This is a genomic window from Bartonella sp. AP30XZML, assembly GCF_042195945.1.
In the GTDB taxonomy this organism is placed as follows: Bacteria; Pseudomonadota; Alphaproteobacteria; order Rhizobiales; family Rhizobiaceae; genus Bartonella.
On record NZ_JBHIPJ010000102.1, the window covers coordinates 80,383 to 105,001 of the forward strand.

Below are 24,619 nucleotides of genomic sequence, written 5' to 3' on the forward strand. Positions count from 1 at the left end.
TTTCTTGAAAAAACTGATCGTGGTTTACTTGTAATTAAGCTTTGTTTACAAAATTGTCTAGTACACGCTTTTCTCCGGCTTTTTCGAACATTATTGTCAATTTATGATCGTCTATTGTTGTAATACGACCATAACCAAATTTTATGTGAAAAATCCGATCATTGACAGAAAAATCTGATGGTACATGAGAGATTGATTGAGAGATAACTTTCCCTTCAATATTCTTGTTTTTTTGTGCACGCTTTTGTCTTGCTGTTGCATAGTCATTATAAAAGGAATCGTGATGTTGAAAGGAAGATTTTCCATAACCACCATAGGATGTTTGCATTTCTACAACTTCTATATGTTCTGCTGGTAATTCATCTAGAAAACGGGAGGGAAGAGCAGGTTGCCAAAGTCCATGAATTCTTCGATTCGATACAAACCATATATGCAAATGTTTTTTTGCTCTTGTTAGACCTACGTAAGCAAGACGCCGTTCTTCTTCTAATCCTGAACGTCCACCTTCATCTAATGAGCGCTGGTGGGGAAAGAGTCCTTCTTCCCAACCTGGAAGAAAAACTGTTTCAAATTCAAGCCCTTTGGCTGAATGAAGTGTCATGATGTTGACTGCATCCATATTTTCATTATTTTCCGTTTCCATAACGAGTGCAACATGTTCCAAAAAACTTTGAAGATTTTCAAATTGTTCCATGGAACGAATCATTTCTTTAAGATTTTCTAGTCTTGTAGGAGCCTCTGGTGAACGATCTTCTAACCACATGGTTGTATAACCAGAATCATCAAGGACGATCTCGGCAAGTTCTCTATGAGGAGTGTCTTGAAGCATATTTTGCCAGCGGCGGAAGTTTTCAATAAGGCTTCGTAACGCACTGCGTGCCTTAGGCTTTAATTCATCTGTTTCAATGATGTCAGCGGCAGCAGAAAAGAGAGGAACAGCACGTGCACGTGCACTCTCATAAAGAATGCGCAGGGTTGCATCTCCTATGCCGCGTTTCGGTGTATTAATAACACGCTCAAAAGCTAAATCATCAGTAGGTTGGACAACAACGCGTAAATAAGCCATGGCATCACGTATTTCCATTCGCTCATAAAAACGAGGACCACCAATGACGCGATAATTAAGGCCAAGTGTTACAAAGCGATCTTCAAATTCACGCATTTGAAATGATGCGCGTACCAATATAGCCATATGATTTAATGCATGACCGGTTTGTTGTGCGCGTTCGATTTCTTCTCCGATTGCTCGAGCTTCTTCTGCCGAATCCCATGCTGAATGAATTTTTACCTTTTCTTCCTCACTCTTTATTTGAGCAGAAAAAAGGACTTTTCCCAGTCTTTCTTCATTATGAGCAATGAGATGGGAGGCGGTTTTAAGAATATGAGATGTTGAGCGATAATTGCGTTCTAGACGAATAATTTTAGCAGAAGGAAAATCTTTTTCAAAACGTAATATGTTTTCGACTTTTGCACCACGCCATCCATAAATGGATTGATCATCATCACCAACACAACAAAGATTAACATGTTGACCTTGAGGATGTTGGGCCAAAAGGCGAAGCCAAAGATATTGTGCTGTATTTGTATCCTGATATTCATCGACAAGAATATAACGAAATTGAGAATGGTATTCGCGAAGAATATCTGGATTATGTTGGAAGATAGAGATAGAATGAAGTAGAAGGTCACCAAAATCACAAGCATTAAGATCTTTTAATCGATTTTGATAACTGTGATAAAGTTCACGTCCCATGCCGTTACCAAAGGAATGAGCATCACTTTTTGAGATATGTGTTGGTGAAAGTCCTTGATTTTTCCAAGAATCAATCATCATGGCAAGGTTTCGTGCGGGCCAACGCTTATCGTCTAATCCTTCAGCTTGAATAAGTTGTTTTAAAAGTCGAAGAACATCATCGCTATCGAGAATTGTAAAGTTTCTTTTTAAATCAACAAGCTCTGCGTGACGGCGTACAATTTTAGCTCCAGTGGAATGAAAGGTTCCAAGCCAAGGCATACCTTCAACAACTTCTCCAATAAGTTCACCAATACGTATTTTCATTTCACGTGCTGCTTTGTTGGTGAAAGTGACAGCAAGTATTTGCTGAGGAGAGGCAAGTCCAGAGCGTAAAATGTGAGAAATACGGGTTGTTAAAACGCGCGTTTTTCCTGTACCAGCACCTGCAAGAACTAAAAGAGGTCCCTTAGTATTCATAACAGCTTGTTGCTGTTCTGGATTGAGTTGTTCTAAATAGTCTGTGTTATATGATTTTTGTTCTTTTAGAGTATGGGAGAAAAAACCAGAGCTCTTCTTATCATGGTCTGGAGGGGAATCTTCTTCAAAGAAAGGTATGGTGTGATCAGAAAAATTACTCATTATCTCTCTTTTGTAGTCTTTTTTTTATTGAAGTTCTAGATTAAAAAAACTCCTCTTAAAAAGTCACAACAGTTTCAGTTGAACAGACAGAAAGAGAACGTAAAAAAATAAGCACAAACATTAAAGGCGTTGGGTGAGAACGCTTTGAAGGGCATAAACGCGTAACGAAGCTGAAAGATTTACTTGTTGTGGTCTTTTGCTATCAATATCGGTGATAATAAAGGCTAAAGATTGTCCTTTTTTGCGGGCTATATCTTTTAGAATATCTAAAAATGGTGGTTCTAAAGAGACGCTTGTTGCGTGTCCATCAACGCGAACAGATATCTTTCGTGGAATGACTTTTGACCAATCGATAGAATTATTTTCGTGCATTTTTCCACCTTTATTCGTCGTTTCGTAAACGATTTTGATCAAGAAATTTTTGCATTTTTAAAGATTTTTGCTGCTCAAAATTTTTTTCAGTTTTTGTTCGTCCAAAACGATAACGATTTTGCTCAGCACAAAGAGATTTTTCTGTACGTTTTTTTTGTTTTCGAAATTGGCGAAGATTAATCAATTCAGTCATGAGAAAAATTATTTTTTCCGAAAGGAATCTAAAGAGACAACATCAGCACTTTGACTTTGTTTTGCATCGTTATTTGAAGGTTCTTTATTTGTACTGAGATTTTGTTCTTTTGTAAGCGTATTTTCTTTTTTTTGTTTGTTTGATAAGGTAATGGGCGTAGTTGAGGTATTTTCTGAATTTTCACTTTCTCCAGAGGTCAGATTTGAGGGCAGATCAAATGCTGCTTCAAATGCTGCTACAGGATCGTAAAAGACCTGAATGGAAGTAAAAGGAATCACGAGCTTTTCGGTTATTTCCCTGAAAGAGAGAGTTACTTCGAAAGCTGTTTCTGAAACACTGAGATCTCTAAATTGATGCTGTAAGACGATTGTCATTTGCTCGGGATAGCGATTTTTTAGCCGAGGAGAAATTTTAACGCCTGGGGCATTTGTCAAAAAAGTTATAAAAAAATGATGATTTCCCGGAAGACCTGCTTTGGCAACTTCCGATAAAACTTTACGGATAACTCCACGAAGCGCATCCTGAACGAGAATATCGTAACGGATTTGATCTTTAACCATCGAAGTTTATTCCTTTTATTTTACGTAGCAGAATGGGGCGTATTGATATTGTGTGATAGAATATATTTTAAATTAGCAGATTTTTTCTACGATGCACCTCAATAAATCGAATAAATACGAAACTCTATGGTAAATAATGTCTGAAAGATCAATTAACAACATTTAAAAAAGTGAAGGCTTCTGTTGCCAGGTGCCTCCGAACCCCGCTTAAACCTGCGACGGTTTAAGGCTCAAATTGAAACATTCACACCACCTTAAGCGGCGAGACGTGCTTCCGCATAGTTGTCATTTGCAACTACTCATTTAGCCCGATAACGGTGGTACAATGCCGAGTAAAAGAGCGATCTTTACACCTTTGTCGATCCTATTTCGCCCCCACCAAAATATAACTTTGGTTTCTTATATTTTGGTGGAGGCGCCGGGTACCGCCCCCGGGTCCAATAGGTTTATTTCACCGTCCATTTATTACCATAGCTGGTAAACCAGCCCTCTAAATATAGATGAAGAACAGTCTTAGGAAAAGGGGGGGTTGTTAATATTTTTAATCCTCTAATTATTTATGGAGCTATATGGTGCGGCTGTAAAATATAGTCCGCTCATTTTTGGAGAGGAGATGATGCAAAATGACAAATAATTTAGCAGATATTAAACTATATGATTCAAATCCCGATGAAGCAGCAGTAGAACGACTTAGCCGTCGTTTAGCTTTGGTGATGAAAAAGCAGGATGCGGCGCTTGTTGCTACGTCGGATCCAAAAGAGTTAGAACGTGTTGAAAAATGGGTTCAAGATGTTTTAGAAGCTGATGAGAAGAGTGCTAAAAGGGCTGTTTCAAAAGTGGCTGAGATGATGTCTGGAGAGCGTAGAAAAAGTCGTATGACTTTTTATTATCTAGTTGCTAAGCAACTTAATGCACTTCATAAAATTTAAACAATATTAAATTTGTGATAATGATAAAAAAAGCCCAATTTCTTGGGCTTTTTCGTTGATAAAAAGGATTAATGTTTTTCATCCTCTTGGAGGTAGCCTCCTTTACGCATACTTGGGACAAAGAGAAGAGCAATGAATGCCATGATCATCACGACGGTTATATAAAAATAAAAGAGTGATTCATGACCGTACTTTTTTAATCCAAGCGCAACGTATTCAGCAGAACCACCAAATAAGGCGTTACCAATGGCATGAGAGATGCTAACGCCTAATGCGCGTATTGAAGAGGGAAACATTGCTGATTTTACGACACCAGAGATGGATGTATACATGCTCATAATGAAGAGCAAGCCAATAATGACGGAAAAGGCAATCCATATACTATGCGTATTACCGATTATCCAGAGTCCAGGAAATGTAAAGATGACAGAGAGTATACTCCAAATGATAAGTAAAGTTTTTGTTCCAATTTTATCGGCTATGATACCAGCTATGGGTTGGAATAGGATGAAAATAAATAGTACAGCTGTCATAATCGTTGTTGCGGTATGTTTATCAAAGCCGGTAGTTGTGATCAGATATTTTTGCATATAAGTCGTAAAGGTGTAAAATGTGAGTGATCCTCCTGATGCAAAGCATGCAATTACGACAACGGCTTTTGTATGCTTGGTGAGTAGTTCCTTAAGACTGCCAGAGTGTTTGTGAGAGCGGCTTTCTTTCGTGGTTGTTTCGTGGAGAGAACGACGCAGATAAATCGCAATCACTGCCCCGAATCCACCAATTACAAAAGGAATGCGCCATCCCCATGCTTTTAACTGATCTTCAGAGAGATAAGATGCTAGAATAAATATAATGAAGCTGGCAAGAAGTTGACCTGTAATAAGGGTGGCAGATTGGAAAGAAGCAAAAAGCCCACGATGTTTTTTGAGGGCAACTTCGCTCATATAAGTGGCTGCTGTACCATATTCACCACCCGCTGAAAGTCCTTGCATCATCCGAGCTAAAAGTAAAAGGATTGCTGATGTTATTCCTAAGGTTTCATAGGTGGGAAGTATGGCGATGAAAAAAGAGCCACCACACATCATAAAAATGGATATAAGCATCGAGCGTTTACGTCCATAACGATCGGCGACAAACCCTAAAAACCAAGCTCCAATAGGGCGCATAAGAAAGCCAATAAAAAACACACCTGCGGTTTTTAACAGTGGCGTAATCGTATCACCATCGGAGGGAAAGAATTGTGATGCAAAATAAATTGATGCAAATGAGTAAACGTAAAAATCATACCATTCTACGAGATTTCCTGATGCGCTTGCTATAATAGCAAAAACACGTTTTCTTGCATCCTGTGATGCTGAAGTTGTTTCATTTTTCATGAATTGTTCCCCTTTTGGATTTATAGTTCATATTTTCTAAACATAATTGTTTATGATTTCCAGAAAAATTCAATTGTATTACAACAATTTCTTAGGGAAACTCTTTAAGATGATTTATTAGAGTTATGTTGTCATTCGTTTTAAGATTTTTACTTGTGTTGTAGAATAAAAATTTATCACATTGCATTTAAAGGGAGAGAATATTGAAAAGTAGATCAAGATACCTTTAAACTTTATGAGAAGAATGCAATTATTGGCATAATACCGGAAGATCATAGAAGAGATGGTCTTTATGAACAGAAAGCCCCAAAACTGAAAATATTTCATAAAGCTTAAGTAATGTAAAAGGGGATTTTGTGTCCTTACTTGTCTTATTGTATCATAACATATCATCATTTAGGAGGGTGAGGTAAGCCTCAGATAAGGTTTTCCGTATGAGGTGTTTTTTTAGATATCGTGATAAATATTTAGGGTAGGGCTGCCCATAGAATCTTATCAAGTAAATTACATAAAGAGGCAGTAACTATAGACAATTTAAGAGAAACTGAGTCGTTTGTAAGACGAATGTAGGGCGGGCTTTTCGTTCTTTACTAGGGTGGAGAGGAGATCAAAAAAAGCCCAATTTCTTGGGCTTTTTTTATCCAGAAAATAAGTTTAATGAAGTCTATCGTCTTTATCGAGATATCCTCCTTTATCTATATCGGGCATAAGAAGAATAGAGATGAGTGCAATGACCATCATACCAACGATGTAAAAAAAGAAAACAGATTCGTATCCCATATTTTTTAATCCAAGCGCTACATATTCAGCAGAACCGCCAAAGAGTGCGTTGCCAATGGCAAAAGCAAATCCAACACCAATTGCTCGGATTGAAGCAGGGAACAATTCTGCTTTTATGATACCAGCAATGGACGTATAAAAACTCATAACACAGAGTATTCCAATAATAATTAAGAGTGCTGTCCATGGATTATGGGCATTACCGATCATTTTAAGTACAGGAATGGTGCAGATAATGGATAATGCCCCCCAACTAATGAGTGAAGCTCTTGCTCCAATTTTATCGGCTAGGGAACCAAAAAGGGGTTGGAGTAGCACAAAAACAAAGAGGGCGGCAGTCATTATCGTTGTTGCGGTTTGTTTATCAAAGCCCGTGGTTGTGATCAGATATTTTTGCATATAAGTGGTGTATGTATAAAATGTGAGTGATCCACCAGCTGTAAAGCCAACAACCAAAAAGAAAGCTTTTTTATGATTGCGAAAAAGTTCTCGAAGACTACCAGCATGTTTTTCAGAGCGGCTTTTGTGGGTTGTTGTTTCATGGAGCAAACTACGCAGATAAATTGCAACGATTGCTCCAAAGCCACCAATCACAAAAGGAATACGCCATCCCCACGCTTTTAACTGATCTTCAGTAAGGTAAAGGGCTAAAATAAATATTATAAAACTTGCGAGAAGTTGACCTGAGATCGTTGTTGCATATTGAAAAGAAGCAAAGAGCCCGCGACGATTTTTCGGTGCAACTTCGCTCATATAAGTTGCTGCTGTACCATATTCACCGCCAACGGAAAGTCCTTGAAACATACGGACTAAAAGGAGAAGAAATGCTGCTGTTATTCCCAAGGTTTTATAAGTGGGAAGTATGGCAATGAGAAAAGAGCCACCACACATCATAAAAACAGAAATAAGCATTGAGCGTTTGCGTCCGTAACGATCGGCAATGCAGCCAAAGAGCCATGCTCCAATTGGACGCATAAGAAAGCCAATAAAAAAGATTCCTGCCGTTTTTAACAGTTGTGTAACAATATCTTCATCTTCAGGAAAAAACTGTGATGCAAAATAAACCGATGCAAAGGAGTAAGCATAAAAGTCGTACCATTCTACCAGATTTCCTGATGCGCTGGATATGATAGCAAAAATACGTTTCCTTGTATCATGTGGATCTAAAGTTGTTTGATTATTCATGAAGTATTCCCCTTTTAGATTTATAACTTTTCTTCTTTTTAAAGCTATTTACGATGTGCATTATAAAAACGCCATTGTATCATGATAATTTTTTAGGGAAACATAAAGATTTTTTCTAGAGCTATCAGTGGTGTTTTGGGCTCATGGTGTTGTTATATTGCGTAAATCATACGCTTTTTACTATCCTTAAGGAAATATTATTTTTTGTTTGATTGTGAATTATTTGCATATGCAGAGTGTTTATGAAGATATGATACTCTTTAGTTTATATGCTTGATGTTGTTTCGTAAAATGATGTTATTGACTATTGCATGCAAGGTTGGTGTATCTGTTAAAATACTTTTTATGAATGATCTTAAGTGTTAAGGGGGAGTACAATATTAAGAGTTCATCAATAATATAATGATAGCGGCTTGCACTTTTATTAAGTGTAAAGAGAGTAGTGCCCATGTTTATACTTTACGGGGCTTTTACGTTATGTCATTCACGAGTGCCGTTGTGAAATGGAGTTGGGTGCATTGAGAAATGTTTCTCAAAAAAGTGTGTGAATTCATAATATAATGGTATTTTCTATTTTTCATGAAAGGATTTGTGTTGCATGAGGGGTACCATTAAGAACGTATTAAACAAAATCATGAGTGTAATCTTTATTATTGATAAAATTTCTTGAAAGATAATCACTTGTCTTCGACTTTGAGTGGGAATGGGAATATTAAAATAAATCAAACGTTTTTTATCTTCAGTGAATTAAATTCAGTAAAAGAAGTATTTATTACATAATAATATGAAGCCATTTATTTTTATAAGCGGCGTGTGCAGGAGGGAACATTGCTTCTTTAGAGTGTTTGAAGGGATAAAAAATTGTGAGCTTTAAACTGCTATCGGAAAGAATATAAAAAAGCCCAGAATACTGGGCTTTTTTGTTAAAATCCTTGTTTTTTAACATTAAAGGTTAATGAATATCGTCTCCTTGTAAATACCCTTTTTTGCGAGCATCTGGCATTAAGAGAACAGAGATGAATGCAATAATCATCATGCCGGTTATATAAAAATAGAAGACAGATTCATATCCAAGATCTTTTAATCCAAGCGCAACATATTCAGCAGAACCGCCAAACAGTGCGTTGGCAATAGCATAAGAGAGCCCAACTCCTATTGCTCGTACTGAAGCGGGAAACATTTCTGATTTTACAATGCCAGAGATAGATGTATAAAAGCTCATAATGCAGAGCATTCCAGTAATGACTGATAAAGCAATCCATGTACTATCAGTACTACCAATCATATTAAGTCCAGGAATGGTAAAGATAATAGATAAGACACTCCAAATAAGGAGTGAAGTTCTTGTTCCAATTTTATCTGCAACAGCACCAAAGAGGGGTTGGAGTAACATGAAAACAAAGAGTGCAGCTGTCATGATTGTTGTGGCTGTATGTTTATCAAAGCCAGTGGTTGTGATCAGATATTTCTGCATGTAAGTCGTATAGGTGTAGAATGTGAGCGATCCTCCAGCTGTAAAGCCAATAACCAGAAAGAAAGCTTTTCGGTGGTTGCTCAGAAGTCCCCTAATACTACCAGCTTGTGCACTAGAACGACTTTCTTTGGTCGTTGTCTCATGGAGTGTGCGGCGTAGATAAATCGCAACAATTGCTCCTAGTCCACCAATGGCAAATGGAATACGCCAGCCCCACGCTTTTAGCTGATCTTCGGTGAGATAAAGCGCTAAAATGAATATAACGAGACTGGCTAGAAGTTGACCACCAATCAGTGTGGTATATTGGAAAGAGCTAAAAAATCCTCGGCGATTTTTGAGGGCGATTTCGCTCATATAAGTTGCTGTTGTACCATATTCACCACCGACAGAAAGCCCCTGAAGCATTCTGAGTAAAAGTAAAAGAATTCCTGCTGCCATTCCAATGGTTTCATAGGTAGGAAGTAGGGCGATTAAGAACGAACCACCACACATCATAAAAACAGAGATAAGCATTGAGCGTTTGCGTCCATAACGATCGGCAATGAAGCCAAAAAGCCATCCGCCGATTGGGCGCATAAGAAAACCAATAGCAAAAACACCCGCCGCTTTTAAAAGTTGCGTAACGTCATTGCCATCTGAGGGAAAGAATTGTGATGCAAAATAAATAGATGTAAAGGAATAAACATAAAAGTCATACCATTCTACTAGATTACCTGATGCACTGGACACGATAGCCCAGATACGTTTTCTTGTATCATGTGGTTTTAAAGCTTCTTGTTTTTCCATAGTCGATCCCTTTATTTCATGTTCATCCATCTTTGTTCATTTATGTCATTTTTTTAGAAGCTGTCTATAGTATTTTATCTTTTGCATCAAAAATTTAGTCAGATCATGATAATTTCTTGTGTAAGATGTTTTTGGAAAAAGATTTGAATTATCTTTGTACGGATTTTACAGTTTTTATTTTCTATAATGAGAAGAATCGGACATAATAGTCCTATGAAATCATATCTTGCTCTTTTATCTCATGTTTTAAATCAGGGTATTGATCGGACAGATCGAACGGGTGTTGGAACGCGATCTATTTTTGGGTATCAGATGCGCTTTGATTTACAAGCAGGATTTCCGTTGTTGACAACAAAGAAACTACACTTACGTTCAATTATTTATGAACTTTTGTGGTTTCTTAAAGGCGATACAAATATCGCTTGGTTGAAAGAGCATGGTGTGTCAATTTGGGACGAGTGGGCTGATGAAAAGGGAAATCTTGGTCCTGTTTATGGTTATCAGTGGCGTTCTTGGCCTGCTCCTGATGGACGCCATATTGATCAAATTAACAATCTTTTAACGATGATTAAGGAAACGCCAGATTCTCGTCGCTTGATTGTGTCAGCTTGGAATCCTGCATTAATAGAGGAAATGGCGTTGCCTCCGTGTCATTGTCTTTTTCAATTTTACATTGCGGAGGGGAAATTATCTTGTCAACTTTATCAGCGTTCGGCGGATATTTTCTTAGGTGTTCCATTCAATATTGCATCCTACGCATTGCTAACGATGATGATTGCGCAAGTAAGCGGTCTTAAAATAGGCGATTTTATTCATACTCTGGGAGATGCTCATCTTTATTCTAATCATTTTGAACAGGCAAAATATCAATTGTCTCGTATACCAAATGCTTTGCCATGTATGCGCATAAATCCAGCGGTAACAGATCTTTTTTCTTTTCAATTTGAGGATTTTGAGTTGCTTAATTATGAAGCACAACCCCATATTAAAGCGCCGGTAGCAATATGACGATTTCCATTTGTTTAATTGCTGCTGTTGCAGAAAATGGTGTTATCGGTCGTGAAGGTGCAATGCCGTGGCATTTATCGACGGATTTGCAACGCTTTAAAGCTTTGACGTTGCGTAAGCCCATTATTATGGGAAGAAAAACTTGGGATTCTATTGGGAGACCTTTACCAGAGCGTACAAATATCGTCATTACGCGTGATTGTACCTTTTGTGCTGAAGGGGCTGTTGTTGCTCACTCTTTATCGCAAGCTTGTTCTCTTGCAACAAATGTTGCTTCTCAAAATGATGTAGAGGAAATTTTTATTATTGGTGGGGGTGAAATTTTTCAACAAGGGTTGCATATGGCTGATAAAATATTCCTTACAGAAGTTTTAGCTTCTATAGAAGGTGATAGTTTTTTTCCTGTTTTTGATAAAGAAAAGTGGACTATTGTGCAAACACAAGATATTCCAAAAGGGGATAAAGATAGTCATCCGACACGTTTTGTTGTTTATGAGCGGAAATAATTTTTTGTAATATGAAGTGGAAGGGTTTATCAGTTGTATTGTAATGAGGTAAGAGACACCCTATAAGATCAAGCAAATGGTTGGTGTTCGAGTAGTGGTAATCAGTTAAAGAGGTGATAATGCCCTGGACAAATCAAAATGGTGGTGGCCCGTGGAGTGGCGATAAAAACAGTGGTGACAAAAAAACACCAGCTAAGAATCTCTTTGGTTCTGGTGGCGGTAATGGTGGTGAAAATGGTCCTAATCTTAATGAAATTTTGCGCAAAGGGCAGGATCAGTTTAAACAATTCGGGAGAAGCAGTTTTTCTGTTTTATTCCTTCTGCTTATTGTGTTTTTTTGGCTATACCAGTCAATTTATATTGTTCAGCAAAATGAACAAGCGGTAGAGTTGCGCTTTGGCATCCCTAAAGAAGGCATTATTGGTGATGGGTTGCATTTTCATTTTTGGCCAATTGAGACCTATATGAAAGTACCTTTAACGGAAAAAACAATCGCGATTGGTGGGAAGCCCGGTCAGGCGCAACAAAGTGATGGTTTAATGCTTTCGAGTGATCAAAATATCGTTAATGTTAATTTTTCCGTTTATTATCGGATTTCATACCCTAGTCAGTTTTTATTCAATGTGAATGATCAAGAGGGAACTGTCCGCCAAGTTGCTGAGAGTGCAATGCGTGAGGTCATTGGTTCGCGGCCGGTTGATGATGTTTTACGTGACAAGAAAGAAGAAGTTGCTAATGACGTTAGAAAGATTATCCAGTTGACTGTGGATAAATATCAACTTGGTGTCGAAATAAGCCGTGTTTCTATCAGTGAAGCTGCTCCTCCGACAAAGGTTGCTGCTGCGTTTAATTCTGTTCAGCAGGCGGAGCAGGAACGTGGAAGAATGATTGAAGAGGGGAATCGTGTGCGTTTTACGAAAATTGGTTTAGCAAATGGTGAAGCTTCACGCACACGGGAAATCGCAAAAGGTGAAAAGGCACAAATGGTTGAAGAGGCAACAGGGCGTGCTGAACGTTTTCAGGCGATAGCTCGAGAGGCTGCGATTTCACCAGAAGCTGCTCGCTACCGTCTCTACATGGAGACGATGGGGCGGATTCTTTCTTCACCAAATAAGCTGGTTCTTGATCAGGCAAATTCTCCAGCGATGCCTTATTTGCCTTTGAACGAATTGTTGCGTAGCAAGTCATCGGAAAAAGTAAAGGCAACATCAGCGCGTCCTGCGTTACTCTTAGATTCTCGTATTTCTGGAGGAGATTAATTATGCAGCAATCTCGCTTTTTGTTTGTTTTTAGTGCTATAGTGTTTGTTTTGATGATTTTGTGGATGTCCGTTTTTATCGTCTATCCTCGTCAACAGGTAGCAATTAAGCGTTTTGGACAAATTGTTCAGGTAGAATCTAATCCTGGAATCTATTTCAAGGCGCCCTTTATCGATAAGATGATCATTGTTGATAATCGGTTATTGCGTTACGATGTTCCTACACAATCTGTACAGGTTCGTGGTGGTGCGTATTATGAGGTGGATGCGTTCTTTATTTACCGTATTACAGATCCTAAGTTGTTTTTACAGCGCATTGCTTCTGGGCGTCCACAAATTGCGGCACGTGAAAACCTTGCACCACGGTTTATTGACGCTTTGCGTGCTGTTTATGGTAAGCGAGAATTTAAAGCAGCCTTATCGGATGAACGAGGCGCGATGATGGCTGAAGTACAGAAGCAATTTTCTGTAGATGCAGGTTCGTTGGGTATTGCCATTGTTGATGTGCGTATTCGTAAAACCGATTTGACTGATGCTGTTTCAGAAGATGTCTATCGGCAAATGGCAGCTGAACGTGAAGCTGCTGCGGAAAATATCCGGGCTCGTGGTCAGCAGGAGCGAGATCGTATTGTGGCAGAAGCTAATCGTGAATATGAAGAAATTGTAGCAGCTGCAAAGCGTGATGCTGAAATTACCCGTGGTGAAGGTCAAGCTGAAAGTATTCGTCTTTTATTGAATGCGAGGGAGGCTAATCCGTCTTTTTACGATTTTTGGTTGGCGATGGAACAATACAAGAATTTAGAGAAAACACCGATGGTGATTTCTCCAAATGAGGATTTCTTTTTCTATTTTCGTAATCCGCCGCAGGCAAATAAAGCATTCTTACCGACAATGAATACTGGCCTCAGTAAAACTGATCCAAAATCGGGAGAGAATAGATAAAATAATGGATTGCAGATACGAGATTTTGCATGAAAAGAATGATCTGTGACCATTTTCTTTTATGGTAAAAGTGGTAGAGAGTATCGAGCCGTGCTGGTTTTCCGTATATAAATTTAGTGGGGCTCTTTGCATCTTTGATTAAAGGCATGTCATGGATAGAAGTGTCGTGAGTAAAAATACGTTTTTAAAGTTTTTTATCACAAGAGTTGTTTTTTGTGTGACTTTGTTTCTATCAGGATCAGTGAGTTTGTCTTGGGGAGCCGAGACAAGCAAGGCATTGCTTTCTATTCCTGATTTAGCTTCTGAGCTTTTGGAAACAGTTGTGAATATTTCCACGGCGCAGACTGTTGAAGGAACAGAACAGGATGCAAACACCTCGGTACCCGTTATCCCAAAAGATTCATTGCTGGAGGAATATTTTAGTGATTTTTTTATACCCAAGGATGGTCAAAAAGATAGTCAATTTCAAAAGGTGCGTTCTTTAGGGTCTGGTTTTGTGATTGATGCGCAAAAAGGGATTATTGTTACAAATTATCATGTTATTGTAGATGCTGATGATATTGAAGTTAATTTTACGGATGGTACAAAACTAAAGGCAAAGCTTCTTGGAAAGGATAGCAAAACTGATTTGGCGTTGCTTCAAGTCGATGCAGGAAGTAAAAAATTAAAAGCTGTGCGTTTTGGTGACTCAGAAAAAGCACGTATTGGTGACTGGGTTATGGCTATTGGTAATCCTTATGGTTTTGGTGGAAGTGTGACGGTTGGTATTATTTCTGCACGTAACCGTGATCTTAATGCTGGTCCCTATGATAATTTTATTCAAACAGATGCAGCAATTAATCGGGGCAATTCTGGTGGTCCGTTATTTGATAGAAATGGTGAAGTCATTGGCATTAATACAGCAATTGTTTCACCTTCGGGAGGATCTATCGGTATTGGATTTGCTATTCCATCGGATATGGCTCTTTCTGTTATTAATCAATTGCGTGATTTTGGAGAAATAAGGCGTGGTTGGTTGGCTATTCGTATTCAGCCGGTAACAGAGGATATTGCAAAAAGTTTAAAATTGGACAATGCTGTGGGAGCATTGGTGGCTGGTAAAATAGAACAGACGGAAGAAAATAATGTAGATAATAGCCAGTTACAAACTGGAGATGTTATTCTTTCCTTTGGTAATTCCAAAATTAAGCATGCACGTGATTTGCCGCGTTTAGTTGCAGAAAGTTCAGAAGGAAAAGTAGTGGACGTTACTATTTTACGCAATGGGCAAGAAGAAACAGTAAAAGTTAAGCTTGGACGTTTGATTGAAACAGATCCAAATGAAGATACAGAAGAAGTTGCTGATAAAAAAAATCAAGATCTGTCGAAAAACGTGACAATGCAATTTATGGGAATGACGTTATCTGAACTGACAGAGGATTTGCGTCATCGTTATTCAATTTCAGATAAACTTCGAGGATTAGTGGTGACAGCTGTTGCACAAAATAGTGCAGCGGATAAAAAGCGTATTCGCGTTGGTGAAGTGATTGTTGATATCAATCAGAGTTCTATCACAACAATTGATGAGGCTAAAAAACGTATTCATAAATTACGTGAAGCTGGACGCAAAAATGCTCTATTTATTGTAGCGCGTCCAGATGGAGAGTTACGGTTCGTAACGCTCCTAATGGATTGATCCTTAAAAATTATTTTTTTGTTTTTTATCAGCCTTAGTAATGGGATATTTTGCAAGTCAGGCATGTGATATCCAATGTTTCTCAAGCTCATTTCACGATAGAGAGCATGGGGTGTGCAATATAAAATCCATTGGGCAGCTCTGTTTCTACGTTAAATAAAAGTACAAGTTGGCACCATCATAGATTTGCTAGTTTCCAATCTTGCAACAGCCTAGACTTTGAAATGCTGCATAAGAGATCTATGTTTTGTGTTTAAGTCAATTATTATTATAAATAATGTTTTATTTAGTGAGACTTTTAGTCCTTTGTGATTGTACTTTATGTGCTATGGAGAACGTTTTTTTCACTTCAGTTTGAAAAAAACTATCTTAGAGAAAAATCATATTAGACTAAATTAGTTATATATATTTACACCTTTCTTGGTGATGGATGAAGAAATAGTTATAAAAAAGAGAGCGTGAAGAAGACAAGTTCTGAATCTCCTATTATAAAGCAGATTAGTATACTGTTTTTATAGGAAAAAATAAAGCTGTTTGATTGTATAGGTTAAGCTCAGTATTATTATTCATAAATAATGACAAAGAATATGTTTGTTTTTAATGGACTAACGGACAGAATGATTATGGCTGTAGTTTACTATTGAACTATGATAGCAAAAATGCTTGGAAATTCCTTTGGTGTTGTTATTAAGCCCATTTTTTATAAATTTCATAGGGGGCTTTGGTGGTGTCTGCATGTTGCAATAAGTTATTGATTGGGAGAAATTGCTATTCATGACACAGAGAAAAGTTACATTAATAGCGGGGCCAACGGCAAGTGGGAAGTCAGAACTTGCCTTGCAAATGGCTCAAGAAAAGAATGCTCTCATTATTAATACTGATTCAATGCAGGTTTATGATGTTTTAAATATTTTAACGGCACGGCCGGGGGAGGCTGATACCGCGATTGTTCCCCATTATCTTTATGGTCATGTGAGTCCTACTTTGAATTATTCAGTAGGGCAATGGTTGTGTGATGTCGAGAAGCTATTGGCTACTTTTTCTTTAAGATCAGTTGTTTTTGTTGGTGGGACAGGACTTTATTTTCGTGCTCTTTTAGAGGGGATTTCGGAAATCCCTCATGTTCCAAATGTTGTGCGGCAGAAGTGGCGTTTGCTGCTTGATAAAGAGGGACCTGAAAGTCTTTATCGCCAGTTGTTGCAGATTGATGCTGTTGTTGCTGAAAAAATTTCTTCGCACGATAGACAGCGTATTGTCCGTGCTTTGGAAGTTTATGATGCAACCGGTAAGACGCTCAGTTGGTGGCAGAAACAAAAAACAACACCTATCATTGCGCCGAATTTGACCGAAAAAATTCTTCTCATGCCACCCCGTCCTCTGCTTTATGAACGTATTCATAAACGCTTGGATTCTATGATTGAAAGAGGAGCTTTAGAAGAAGTGGTGGCTATGAAAAAACTTAAACTTTCCTCTTCATTACCAGCAATGAAGGCTATTGGTATACCTGAGTTTATGGCTTATTTGGATGGATATAGAAGCTTTGAGAATGCTCTTGAAGCGGTGAAAATACAAACGAGGAGATATGCAAAAAGACAAATGACATGGTTTCGTAATCAATTTGATGAAGAATGGGTGCTTACTTTTTGATAAAAGAGTTAGAGCTTTGCAAAGAAACTTATCGAAAGATAAAAGATAATTCGTGAAAAAGAAATTTTTTAGAAAATATAATTTTTTATTGACGAATGGTATCAATGGAATTAGAAATCTTCCTACAAGGAATTTTTTATATATTTTATACGTTGGAATAATGGGGGTAATCATACAGTATGTGTTGTGTAATGGGCTCCTTTGGGGGCTTTTTTTATGAGCTCCGTTAGGGGCTTTTTTATTGTCCTATAAAGTAGGTGAGTGGGAAAAATGAGAAATGATCCAAGAAAGCAAGAGAGTGCAGATGGAAAAATAATGTCGGGCGCTGAAATAGTGGTTCAAGCTCTTATAGATCAAGGCGTTGAACATATTTTTGGTTATCCTGGTGGGGCTGTTTTGCCTATTTTTGATGTTCTTTATCACCAAGATACACTCCAGCATATTTTGGTGCGCCATGAACAAGCCGCAGGGCATGCGGCTGAAGGCTATGCACGCAGCACAGGGAAGGTAGGGGTTATGCTTGTGACTTCTGGTCCAGGGGCAACGAATGCTGTTACACCTTTGCAAGATGCTCTTATGGATTCGATACCTCTTATTTGTTTTTCTGGGCAGGTGTCAACAACGGTGATTGGAACAAATGCTTTTCAAGAGGCTAATACAGTTGGAATTACAAAGCCTTGTACGAAGCGTAATTGGCTGGTTAAAAATGTCAATGATCTTGCGGCTATTATTCATGAAGCTTTTTTTCTTGCTCAATCAGGTCGTCCTGGTCCGGTTTTGATTGATATTCCTAAGGATGTTCAATTTGCTTCAGGATTTTATAGAGCACCTCAAGTTCAGGAGTTTTTACATTCTTTTCCATCGATGAAAGGGAATACTAAGGCTATTGAATCTGCCGTTTCTCTTTTAGTTGAGGCAAAACGCCCTATTATTTATTCTGGTGGTGGTGTTATTTCATCGGGGATGAAAGCTATACAGCTTTTACGTAATTTGGTTCAATTGGGGGATTTTCCGATTACTTCAACATTAATGGGACTTGGTGCTTATCCTGCTTCCGGTAAAAATTGGCTTGGAATGCTTGGAATGCATGGAACCTATGAGGCTAATATGGCCATGCATGATTGTGATGTCATGTTAGCTGTTGGAGCACGATTTGATGATCGTATCACCGGGCGCCTTGATGCATTTGCACCTCATGCGCGTATTATTCATATTGATATTGACCCTTCTTCTATCAATAAAATTGTAAAAGCAGAAGTTCCAATTATTGGTGATGTGGCTTGTGTTTTAGGAGATATGACGCAACTCTTAAAGATACAGCAACCAGCGTTTAACAGTGAAGTCCGTGAGGCGTGGTGGACGCAAATTAACCGTTGGAAAGCTCGTAATTCATTGGCATATGCGGAGAAAAAAGATGTCATTATGCCGCAATATGCTCTTGAACGGCTGTATGCTTTTACCAAAGATGCGAATGCTTATATTACAACGGATGTCGGGCAGCATCAGATGTGGGCAGCGCAGTATTATCATTTTGATGAACCAAAACATTGGATGACTTCTGGTGGTCTTGGAACGATGGGGTATGGTTTACCTGCTGCTATAGGTGTTCAAATAGCGCATCCTGATGCGCTTGTTGTGTGTATTTCTGGTGATGCCTCCATTCAGATGAATATTCAAGAGCTTGCAACAGCTATTCAGCATGACACACCGGTGAAAATTTTCATTTTAAATAATCAGTATATGGGGATGGTTCGCCAGTGGCAGCAATTGCTGCATGGTAATCGTCTTTCTCATTCTTATACGGAATCTATGCCTGACTTTGTGAAATTGGCACAAGCTTATGGAGCCGTAGGAATTCATTGTTCAAAACCCGATGAACTTGATGATAAAATTCAGCAAATGATTGACTGTGATAAGCCTGTTCTTTTCGATTGTCGTGTTTATCATTTAGAAAATTGTTTTCCTATGATCCCATCAGGATGTGCCCATAATGAGATGTTATTACCCGATGAGGCAAGCGAAGAAGCTATTGCAAATGCTATTTCTTCTGAGGGAAAGATTCTTGTATAAAATGAATATATTAATAAAATAGTGAAGGATGGTGATGATGAAGTCTTTGGAGTCTTCATCTCTTTCTCTTCTTTGTGGAGAGTTTCTATTATCCTTAGAGCTCATTTTATGATTTTCATTCTGTGTTTAAAGACATGGGGTGTATTATTATTTGTTCATCTAAAAAATGTTATAAGTCGTGTGCCCAATTATGTTTGAATTTATTTGTACGCGATGTTTGTTTTTTTAATTCATATGTTCACATTAATAGCTATTTCGTTGCATTTTTTAGATAATACATTGAATTATCTGTTATAAATTAATTATGTTGTCTCATATATGAAAGATTCCATCGTGCAAGAAAAATCCACTGTGCTTGAAGGGTGCAACCATGCAAACCGTCATACTTGTGAAAACAATAGAAAAGTTTGTCACTATGTTTTGATTTCGCATTATGAAATTACTTCAAATCGCTCTTTCAAGGGCTTGGTAGGAGAATCCCCTAGCGGACTGAAGGAAGGGAAAAAATAACAAAGATCAAATACAGCCATGGAAAATCAATTGGCCACCATAGCTTATAATCAGGTATGATTATGTGGGAGAAACCTATACATATGAGGTGTGTAGTCAATATATAAACCAGAATAATACTCAACACCATATCATTATCAGGACATTAACATTGAAAATCAAATACTCTTTCTTTTATTTGTTCTACATATCTATGATTCCATAAATCTGCAGACACAAACACTCTTTGAATCCACCGCATTGGATTTTTATAACGATCAAATGATCCAGAAAATTTATCTCTAGAGTGTAGAGCCATTCTGTTATCAATGTATAATAATCTTCCTGGTTGTACATCAATTCCAAAAAATACAGCCTTAATAGCTTCATAAAAATGATCTAAAGCTTCCTTGGCTTTTTTTGACTGTGGTTCTAACATGCCTGGATAAAAAACAGCGCTGATATCTGGGAATTCACCGTCCCCTTGAACGAGGGGTACTTTACTTGTAGAGGTTACCCCATTTTTTCTCCATCTATAGGGAACATTAATTATATATAAATTATCCCTTAAGCTCCTCAAATCCTCCTCATTTAAAAGTTTTAGAGCGAGACGTGCATCAGATATTCTCGTTAACGGGCCATCAACATCATTGCGAACACCAGATAAAAAGATCCCTTTAGGAGATAAATTTAAACCTCTTATAAATTTTAGTGCAGCATTTTCTATATGAAAATCTAACTCAACTTCAGATCCTAATCCTGTATAATCTTTTTTATTATCCTCTAAAGGAACTAGGTTGTTTACTATATGTTCGCCTTCAAATTTAATTGAATAAGGCTCTCCGATTAATAAAGAAAACATCATAATTAAATTTTCGCTAATATAGCCACTTTTACAAGACGCATCTAAATTATAAGGATTAGGTGACGTATTAATTTGTCTATCAATTGGAAGGTTTTCAAAGATTAAATATGCTCTAGGGGTAATAGACATCTTTTGATTCATAAGAATTGTCAATATTCTATGGGGTAGCAGCGAAAATGCTATTTTTTTAGCTTAACCGAATATTCAATACCACTGTATGGATCATAAATAACATGGTCCAAAGCCTCCCAAAGTTTGTCTCTTTCGAGATTGCTCAACTCAAAAGTATTTTCATTTATCATTATAATTTCCTCCCCAATTATCTTTCCCTACTTTCTTATTAAGAAAAGTGAAAAAATAATAATTAAAATTAAAATCAGCCATGTTAGTACATAAGTGTCTGTAAAATCTTGGATTAATCCAAATAATGGTGGAGCAGTAATAATTGCGATTTGATTTATAGACATTGCTAACCCCAGAGAAAAGCCAACGCTTTCTTTTGGTGAAGAGTCTACAATATAGGCGACCCAAGGGCCATACCATCCCAATCCAAAAAAAACTAACCAAGCAGATAAAATAGTTAAATAAATTATGAATCCACTCATGCCTAAAATTAATATTAAAAATCCAAAAACGACTGCAATCATGCAAAACAAGACAGGAAAAAATCGTCCTTTTCTACAATGATCACTCCACGCTGCTAAAATAATTCTTCCTAAGGCACCAGAAGCCTGTGAAACAAAAAACAAATAAGCACTTTTATTTAAGGACAGCTGATAGATTCTATAAAAATAAATCGTTATAAAAATGGTTAAAACATATTGAACGATCACAAGTGAAACGCCTGAAAAAATAATATTCTTCATATGTGGTGCAGTTAACATCGCAAGACGAGACTTTACATTTGCATAGAACGAAACTTTTGCCTTGCTTTTTGGAACGATAGCGACAACTTTTGCTGGTGCGTGATAAAAAATAATAAAGATACATCCCCCTAAAAAAGAAACGATGGCACCGACCAAAAACGCACCTTGTATGCCATAGACAAGCGCACTCGCAGGAAGAACCATCCCAGCTAATGCCCCACCTAATGGTAGCCCCGCTTACCTTATTCCCATTGCAAATCCGCGTTGCGATTGTGGAAACCATGCAGAAACAGATTTAGCACCACCAGGTTGAGCAGAGCTATAAAATCCCCCTACAATGAGCAAACAAACCAAAAGGGAAATATAGTTTTCTGCAATTGCTCCCAATAAAAGAGCGATAGAAACGCCGAGTGCGCCAACTCCAACAATATAGCGCTCGTTAAACTTGTCTAGTAATTCACCAGCTACAAGTAATCCAATAATAGGTAGGAACTGCGCTGCTGAAGACAGCAAACCTATTTGAGAGTCACTAAGCGAGAAATCCTTCTTAAAAAAATTCAGCTAAAGGACCAATCCCTTGAACAAAAAAGCAAGCTGATGCTTGAGCGATAGTGGCAACAAGCAATATAATCCATCTATAATAATTCTTTTCTATAAATTTATTATTGCTCACTCCGCCCCCCTCCAATTAAATTGTATTCCAATAAAGTAGCCTTTTTTAATAATGCTTGCAACAATAAATTAGGTATTTTATGCTGATTACATAAAAATCTGTCAATACGATTGGTCTTAATGTGAAAGCTAAGGAATATGCTTCATTTAAGGAAATAAGCTATTATGTGTCGTGCAAATTTGATACGCTAGCGACATAAGATAAATTTTACAAACATTGGCTCAGCCGGCATTAAGTGCTCTTCATAAAAGAAGCTATATTTTGGCAAGCTTTTTCAAAATAATTCTCAAAGCTTTCTTCAGTCACATAGCCCAGATGCGGTGTGCAAAGAACTCTATCTGATTGCAATAATTTGCTCTCATATACTGGTTCGCTGTCATAAACATCCAGTGCAAAGTAAGTTGAATTTTCCAAACTTAGTATTTTTTCTATCGCCCCTTTTTCAACCAAAGCTGAACGCGCTGTGTTGACAAAAATAGCATGAGGTTTCATGCTCAATAGATCATCTAATTTTATGATTTCTCTAGTTTTATCACTTAAACGTAAATGGATGGATATAATGTCAGGACGTGTAAAAAATTCTTCTTTTGAATGCGTAAAATGATAACCTAAATTTTTTGCTTCTTGCGTTGAACGCTCGCTCCCATAAACCAAAATGGACATGCCAAAAGCTTGAGCATATTGAGCAACCATTTTACCAATACGCCCAAACCCGAATATTCCAAGAGTAGCCCCTTTCATTTGGTTGCCAAATGTTGTTTGCCATCGTCCTTTTTTCATATCAGATACAGATTTACAGAGTTTTCTACGCGCAGACATAATTAAGAGCCACGCAAATTCAGCAGCAGAAGTTGGATCTCCACCACCGTCTAATATTTCAATTTCTAAGTCTCTACAAGCTTCTATATCAATATGTGAACCTATAGGGACTGTTTGGCAGATTAATTTTAAATTTGGCAGTTTCAGGAGAAGATTTCTATCAACTATAGTCCGCTCTCTGATTAAGATAAGAATATCGATCTCTTTGAGCTTATCTTCTAAATCACATTCTTTAGCTAAATTATTTATAACCAGCACTTCATGTGATGTCATTAATTTTGTAATAGACTGTAATGTTAGAGTGGCTTTTTGATAGTCATCTGGAATTAATATTTTCAATTTAAACCTTCCGTTTCATTCATCAATATTTGAGCTCATTATTTCATTTCTAAAACAACCAAAAAGCAATCTCATCGCTGATATTTTGACATAACGCCAAGCCTATTAACAAATTATACCCCTTGATTTATTGTTATTTCTAGCAACGGTAACCAATAATAATTAAATCAATAAGTTATATTTAATGTAAGGGAATAGTTGAGTTTTGATTTTATTACGTTTTTTTGTCTCTATCCCTAACTTTTTTGGAGCTTTTGTATCGATTCAAGAGCGAGTTTTTTGCGATCTGCGCTCTTTGTGTAGAGAGATGCCATACTGTCATTTGTCCAGCCAAAGAGTGCTTTCAATTGCGATACCGTTGCACCCGAATTTGCTGCGCGTGTTGCTGCTAATTTTCTTAAGCCATGCGCTGATTTTTTGATACCTGCTTGGGTACAAGCATTATAAAATGTAATTCCGAAGCTTTTTTTGGGTATTTTTTTCCCGCGTTTACCACAAATGAATGTTTCTTCTCCAATAGGACCAACTTCAAGCGTTTTGGCTAATTCTGGCAAAATTGGGAGAAAGACATCTGTTTGAAATTGGCTCTTTTCTGTTTTGATGTGAATGATATTATCTTTGACGTCTTTCCAGCCAATGCGGACTGCATCACCACGACGCAAACCCGTGTAAAGAAGAACATCAATCCAAACACGTTCATGGGTACCATGTGACCAGCGTTGGTAATATTTTTCAACGTCTTCTTCTGTCCAAACGGGAAAGCCCTCTTTATTTTTAAGAGGAGGTCTTGTGATACCTAAAGTAGGGTTGCTTTCCAAAAGTCCTTGTTCAATCGCCCATTTAAAAAGCCCATTTAGGGATTGTAGAAAGTCTCTAGCCATTGCTGGTGTTTCTTTGCGCCGTTCAACACCGGCTATGATATGTTTCTTTTCTATTGCTTGGTATGAAATGTGTCCTATAGTATTGCACACTTTCATAAGAGTGTATTCTCTTTGTTTCTTTGTGGCTTTAGCGAGGTTATGCCAATTGGAGCTATTAAGATACTGTTTAAGGAGCCATGCAAATGAACCTTCGACTAGCTTACCGGTTTTGGATTTAGGGAGTATAAGCCCTTGTAATTCGGCAAGTGCACTTTTGTAGTTGTCAACAAACTCTTGCGTTCCATAAGTTTCGTGTATTCGAATACGTTTTCCATGACCAATACGTACATACCATATGATTTTACCATGGCGTGTAATTTCTTTGACGAGATGAGGGGGGCGTGATTTTGGCATGGTAAATTACATGTTGTAAAGTAAAACTTCATCACTTTCATTTTTTGACAAAGACAATAGCTTGTCAGGATTTACTGCTGAGTTTGGTAATGGGATATCTGCTTTCAGATAGATAAGCAGTTCACCGGTAGGTTTGATTTCTATGAGTTCGCATTTTTG

General features: G+C 37.7%; 19 protein-coding genes, 1 other RNA gene and 1 pseudogene. 8 read left to right on the forward strand and 13 right to left on the reverse strand.

Annotated features, from left to right (window positions below):
- Window positions 1-34: 34 nt before the first annotated feature.
- From ACFIL2_RS07285 to ssrA, 5 genes are all read right to left on the reverse strand, one after another.
- On the reverse strand, window positions 35-2,374 hold the full coding sequence (locus ACFIL2_RS07285) for an ATP-dependent helicase (protein ID WP_375680379.1): 2,340 nt from the start codon (window positions 2,372-2,374) through the stop codon (window positions 35-37).
- Between the two features lie 120 nt (window positions 2,375-2,494).
- Window positions 2,495-2,746 (reverse strand): ribbon-helix-helix domain-containing protein, encoded by a 252-nt coding sequence (locus ACFIL2_RS07290; RefSeq protein WP_273788067.1) that lies wholly within the window; start codon window positions 2,744-2,746, stop codon window positions 2,495-2,497.
- Window positions 2,747-2,756: 10 nt separating this feature from the next.
- Window positions 2,757-2,939, reverse strand: a complete 183-nt coding sequence (locus tag ACFIL2_RS07295; protein WP_375612011.1) for a DUF4169 family protein — start codon at window positions 2,937-2,939, stop codon at window positions 2,757-2,759.
- A gap of 8 nt (window positions 2,940-2,947) precedes the next feature.
- Window positions 2,948-3,499, reverse strand: a complete 552-nt coding sequence (locus ACFIL2_RS07300; RefSeq protein ID WP_375680380.1) for an SspB family protein — start codon at window positions 3,497-3,499, stop codon at window positions 2,948-2,950.
- Between the two features lie 169 nt (window positions 3,500-3,668).
- Window positions 3,669-4,025: a transfer-messenger RNA gene (gene ssrA, locus ACFIL2_RS07305) on the reverse strand.
- Between the two features lie 97 nt (window positions 4,026-4,122).
- Between ssrA and ACFIL2_RS07310 the strand changes: the two genes are divergently transcribed.
- A complete protein-coding gene (locus ACFIL2_RS07310; RefSeq protein ID WP_375662090.1) occupies window positions 4,123-4,428 on the forward strand; it encodes a DUF2853 family protein in 306 nt (101 codons plus the stop codon).
- Between the two features lie 68 nt (window positions 4,429-4,496).
- Here the strand turns inward: ACFIL2_RS07310 and ACFIL2_RS07315 are convergent, their stop codons facing one another.
- The 3 genes from ACFIL2_RS07315 to ACFIL2_RS07325 all read right to left on the reverse strand — a co-directional run bounded on the left by ACFIL2_RS07315 (window position 4,497) and on the right by ACFIL2_RS07325 (window position 10,029).
- Complete coding sequence (locus ACFIL2_RS07315) at window positions 4,497-5,804, reverse strand: MFS transporter (RefSeq protein WP_375632971.1); 1,308 nt, start codon at window positions 5,802-5,804, stop codon at window positions 4,497-4,499.
- A 654-nt stretch (window positions 5,805-6,458) separates the two neighbouring features.
- The gene (locus ACFIL2_RS07320; protein WP_375632969.1) at window positions 6,459-7,769 is read right to left on the reverse strand and encodes an MFS family transporter; all 1,311 of its coding nucleotides are present in this window, start codon (window positions 7,767-7,769) and stop codon (window positions 6,459-6,461) included.
- Between the two features lie 952 nt (window positions 7,770-8,721).
- The gene (locus ACFIL2_RS07325; RefSeq protein WP_375676881.1) at window positions 8,722-10,029 is read right to left on the reverse strand and encodes an MFS family transporter; all 1,308 of its coding nucleotides are present in this window, start codon (window positions 10,027-10,029) and stop codon (window positions 8,722-8,724) included.
- Window positions 10,030-10,242: 213 nt separating this feature from the next.
- Between ACFIL2_RS07325 and ACFIL2_RS07330 the strand changes: the two genes are divergently transcribed.
- The 7 genes from ACFIL2_RS07330 (at window position 10,243) to ACFIL2_RS07360 (ending at window position 19,135) form a co-directional block, all read left to right on the forward strand.
- On the forward strand, window positions 10,243-11,037 hold the full coding sequence (locus ACFIL2_RS07330; RefSeq protein WP_375618242.1) for a thymidylate synthase: 795 nt from the start codon (window positions 10,243-10,245) through the stop codon (window positions 11,035-11,037).
- Window positions 11,034-11,543 carry a dihydrofolate reductase gene (locus ACFIL2_RS07335; RefSeq protein WP_375632965.1) on the forward strand — a complete coding sequence of 170 codons (510 nt, stop codon included), beginning with the start codon at window positions 11,034-11,036 and terminating at the stop codon, window positions 11,541-11,543. Before ACFIL2_RS07330 ends, ACFIL2_RS07335 begins: the two co-directional genes overlap by 4 nt.
- A 119-nt stretch (window positions 11,544-11,662) precedes the next feature.
- Window positions 11,663-12,802 (forward strand): FtsH protease activity modulator HflK, encoded by a 1,140-nt coding sequence (gene hflK / locus ACFIL2_RS07340; RefSeq protein WP_375632963.1) that lies wholly within the window; start codon window positions 11,663-11,665, stop codon window positions 12,800-12,802.
- A 2-nt stretch (window positions 12,803-12,804) separates the two neighbouring features.
- Window positions 12,805-13,743: a protease modulator HflC gene (hflC, locus tag ACFIL2_RS07345; RefSeq protein WP_375628861.1), complete on the forward strand. Its 939-nt coding sequence runs from the start codon at window positions 12,805-12,807 to the stop codon at window positions 13,741-13,743.
- Window positions 13,744-13,894: 151 nt separating this feature from the next.
- On the forward strand, window positions 13,895-15,418 hold the full coding sequence (locus ACFIL2_RS07350) for a Do family serine endopeptidase (RefSeq protein ID WP_375632961.1): 1,524 nt from the start codon (window positions 13,895-13,897) through the stop codon (window positions 15,416-15,418).
- 774 nt (window positions 15,419-16,192) lie between these two features.
- Window positions 16,193-17,065 (forward strand): tRNA (adenosine(37)-N6)-dimethylallyltransferase MiaA, encoded by an 873-nt coding sequence (miaA, locus tag ACFIL2_RS07355; RefSeq protein ID WP_375680381.1) that lies wholly within the window; start codon window positions 16,193-16,195, stop codon window positions 17,063-17,065.
- A 270-nt stretch (window positions 17,066-17,335) separates the two neighbouring features.
- Window positions 17,336-19,135: an acetolactate synthase 3 large subunit gene (locus tag ACFIL2_RS07360; RefSeq protein ID WP_375676882.1), complete on the forward strand. Its 1,800-nt coding sequence runs from the start codon at window positions 17,336-17,338 to the stop codon at window positions 19,133-19,135.
- Window positions 19,136-19,790: 655 nt separating this feature from the next.
- Here ACFIL2_RS07360 and ACFIL2_RS07365 read toward each other — a convergent pair.
- The 5 genes and pseudogenes from ACFIL2_RS07365 to ACFIL2_RS07385 all read right to left on the reverse strand — a co-directional run bounded on the left by ACFIL2_RS07365 (window position 19,791) and on the right by ACFIL2_RS07385 (window position 24,460).
- Window positions 19,791-20,618 carry a TauD/TfdA family dioxygenase gene (locus ACFIL2_RS07365; RefSeq protein WP_375634611.1) on the reverse strand — a complete coding sequence of 276 codons (828 nt, stop codon included), beginning with the start codon at window positions 20,616-20,618 and terminating at the stop codon, window positions 19,791-19,793.
- Between the two features lie 200 nt (window positions 20,619-20,818).
- Window positions 20,819-21,868, reverse strand: a pseudogene (locus ACFIL2_RS07370) (MFS transporter).
- A 34-nt stretch (window positions 21,869-21,902) separates the two neighbouring features.
- Window positions 21,903-22,028, reverse strand: a complete 126-nt coding sequence (locus tag ACFIL2_RS07375; RefSeq protein WP_375632953.1) for a hypothetical protein — start codon at window positions 22,026-22,028, stop codon at window positions 21,903-21,905.
- A gap of 231 nt (window positions 22,029-22,259) precedes the next feature.
- Window positions 22,260-23,186, reverse strand: coding sequence for a D-2-hydroxyacid dehydrogenase family protein (locus ACFIL2_RS07380; RefSeq protein ID WP_375634608.1), 927 nt, complete (start codon window positions 23,184-23,186; stop codon window positions 22,260-22,262).
- Window positions 23,187-23,422: 236 nt separating this feature from the next.
- Entirely contained in the window at window positions 23,423-24,460 is a 1,038-nt protein-coding gene (locus tag ACFIL2_RS07385; protein WP_375640461.1) for a tyrosine-type recombinase/integrase, read from the reverse strand.
- Window positions 24,461-24,619 lie beyond the last annotated feature (159 nt).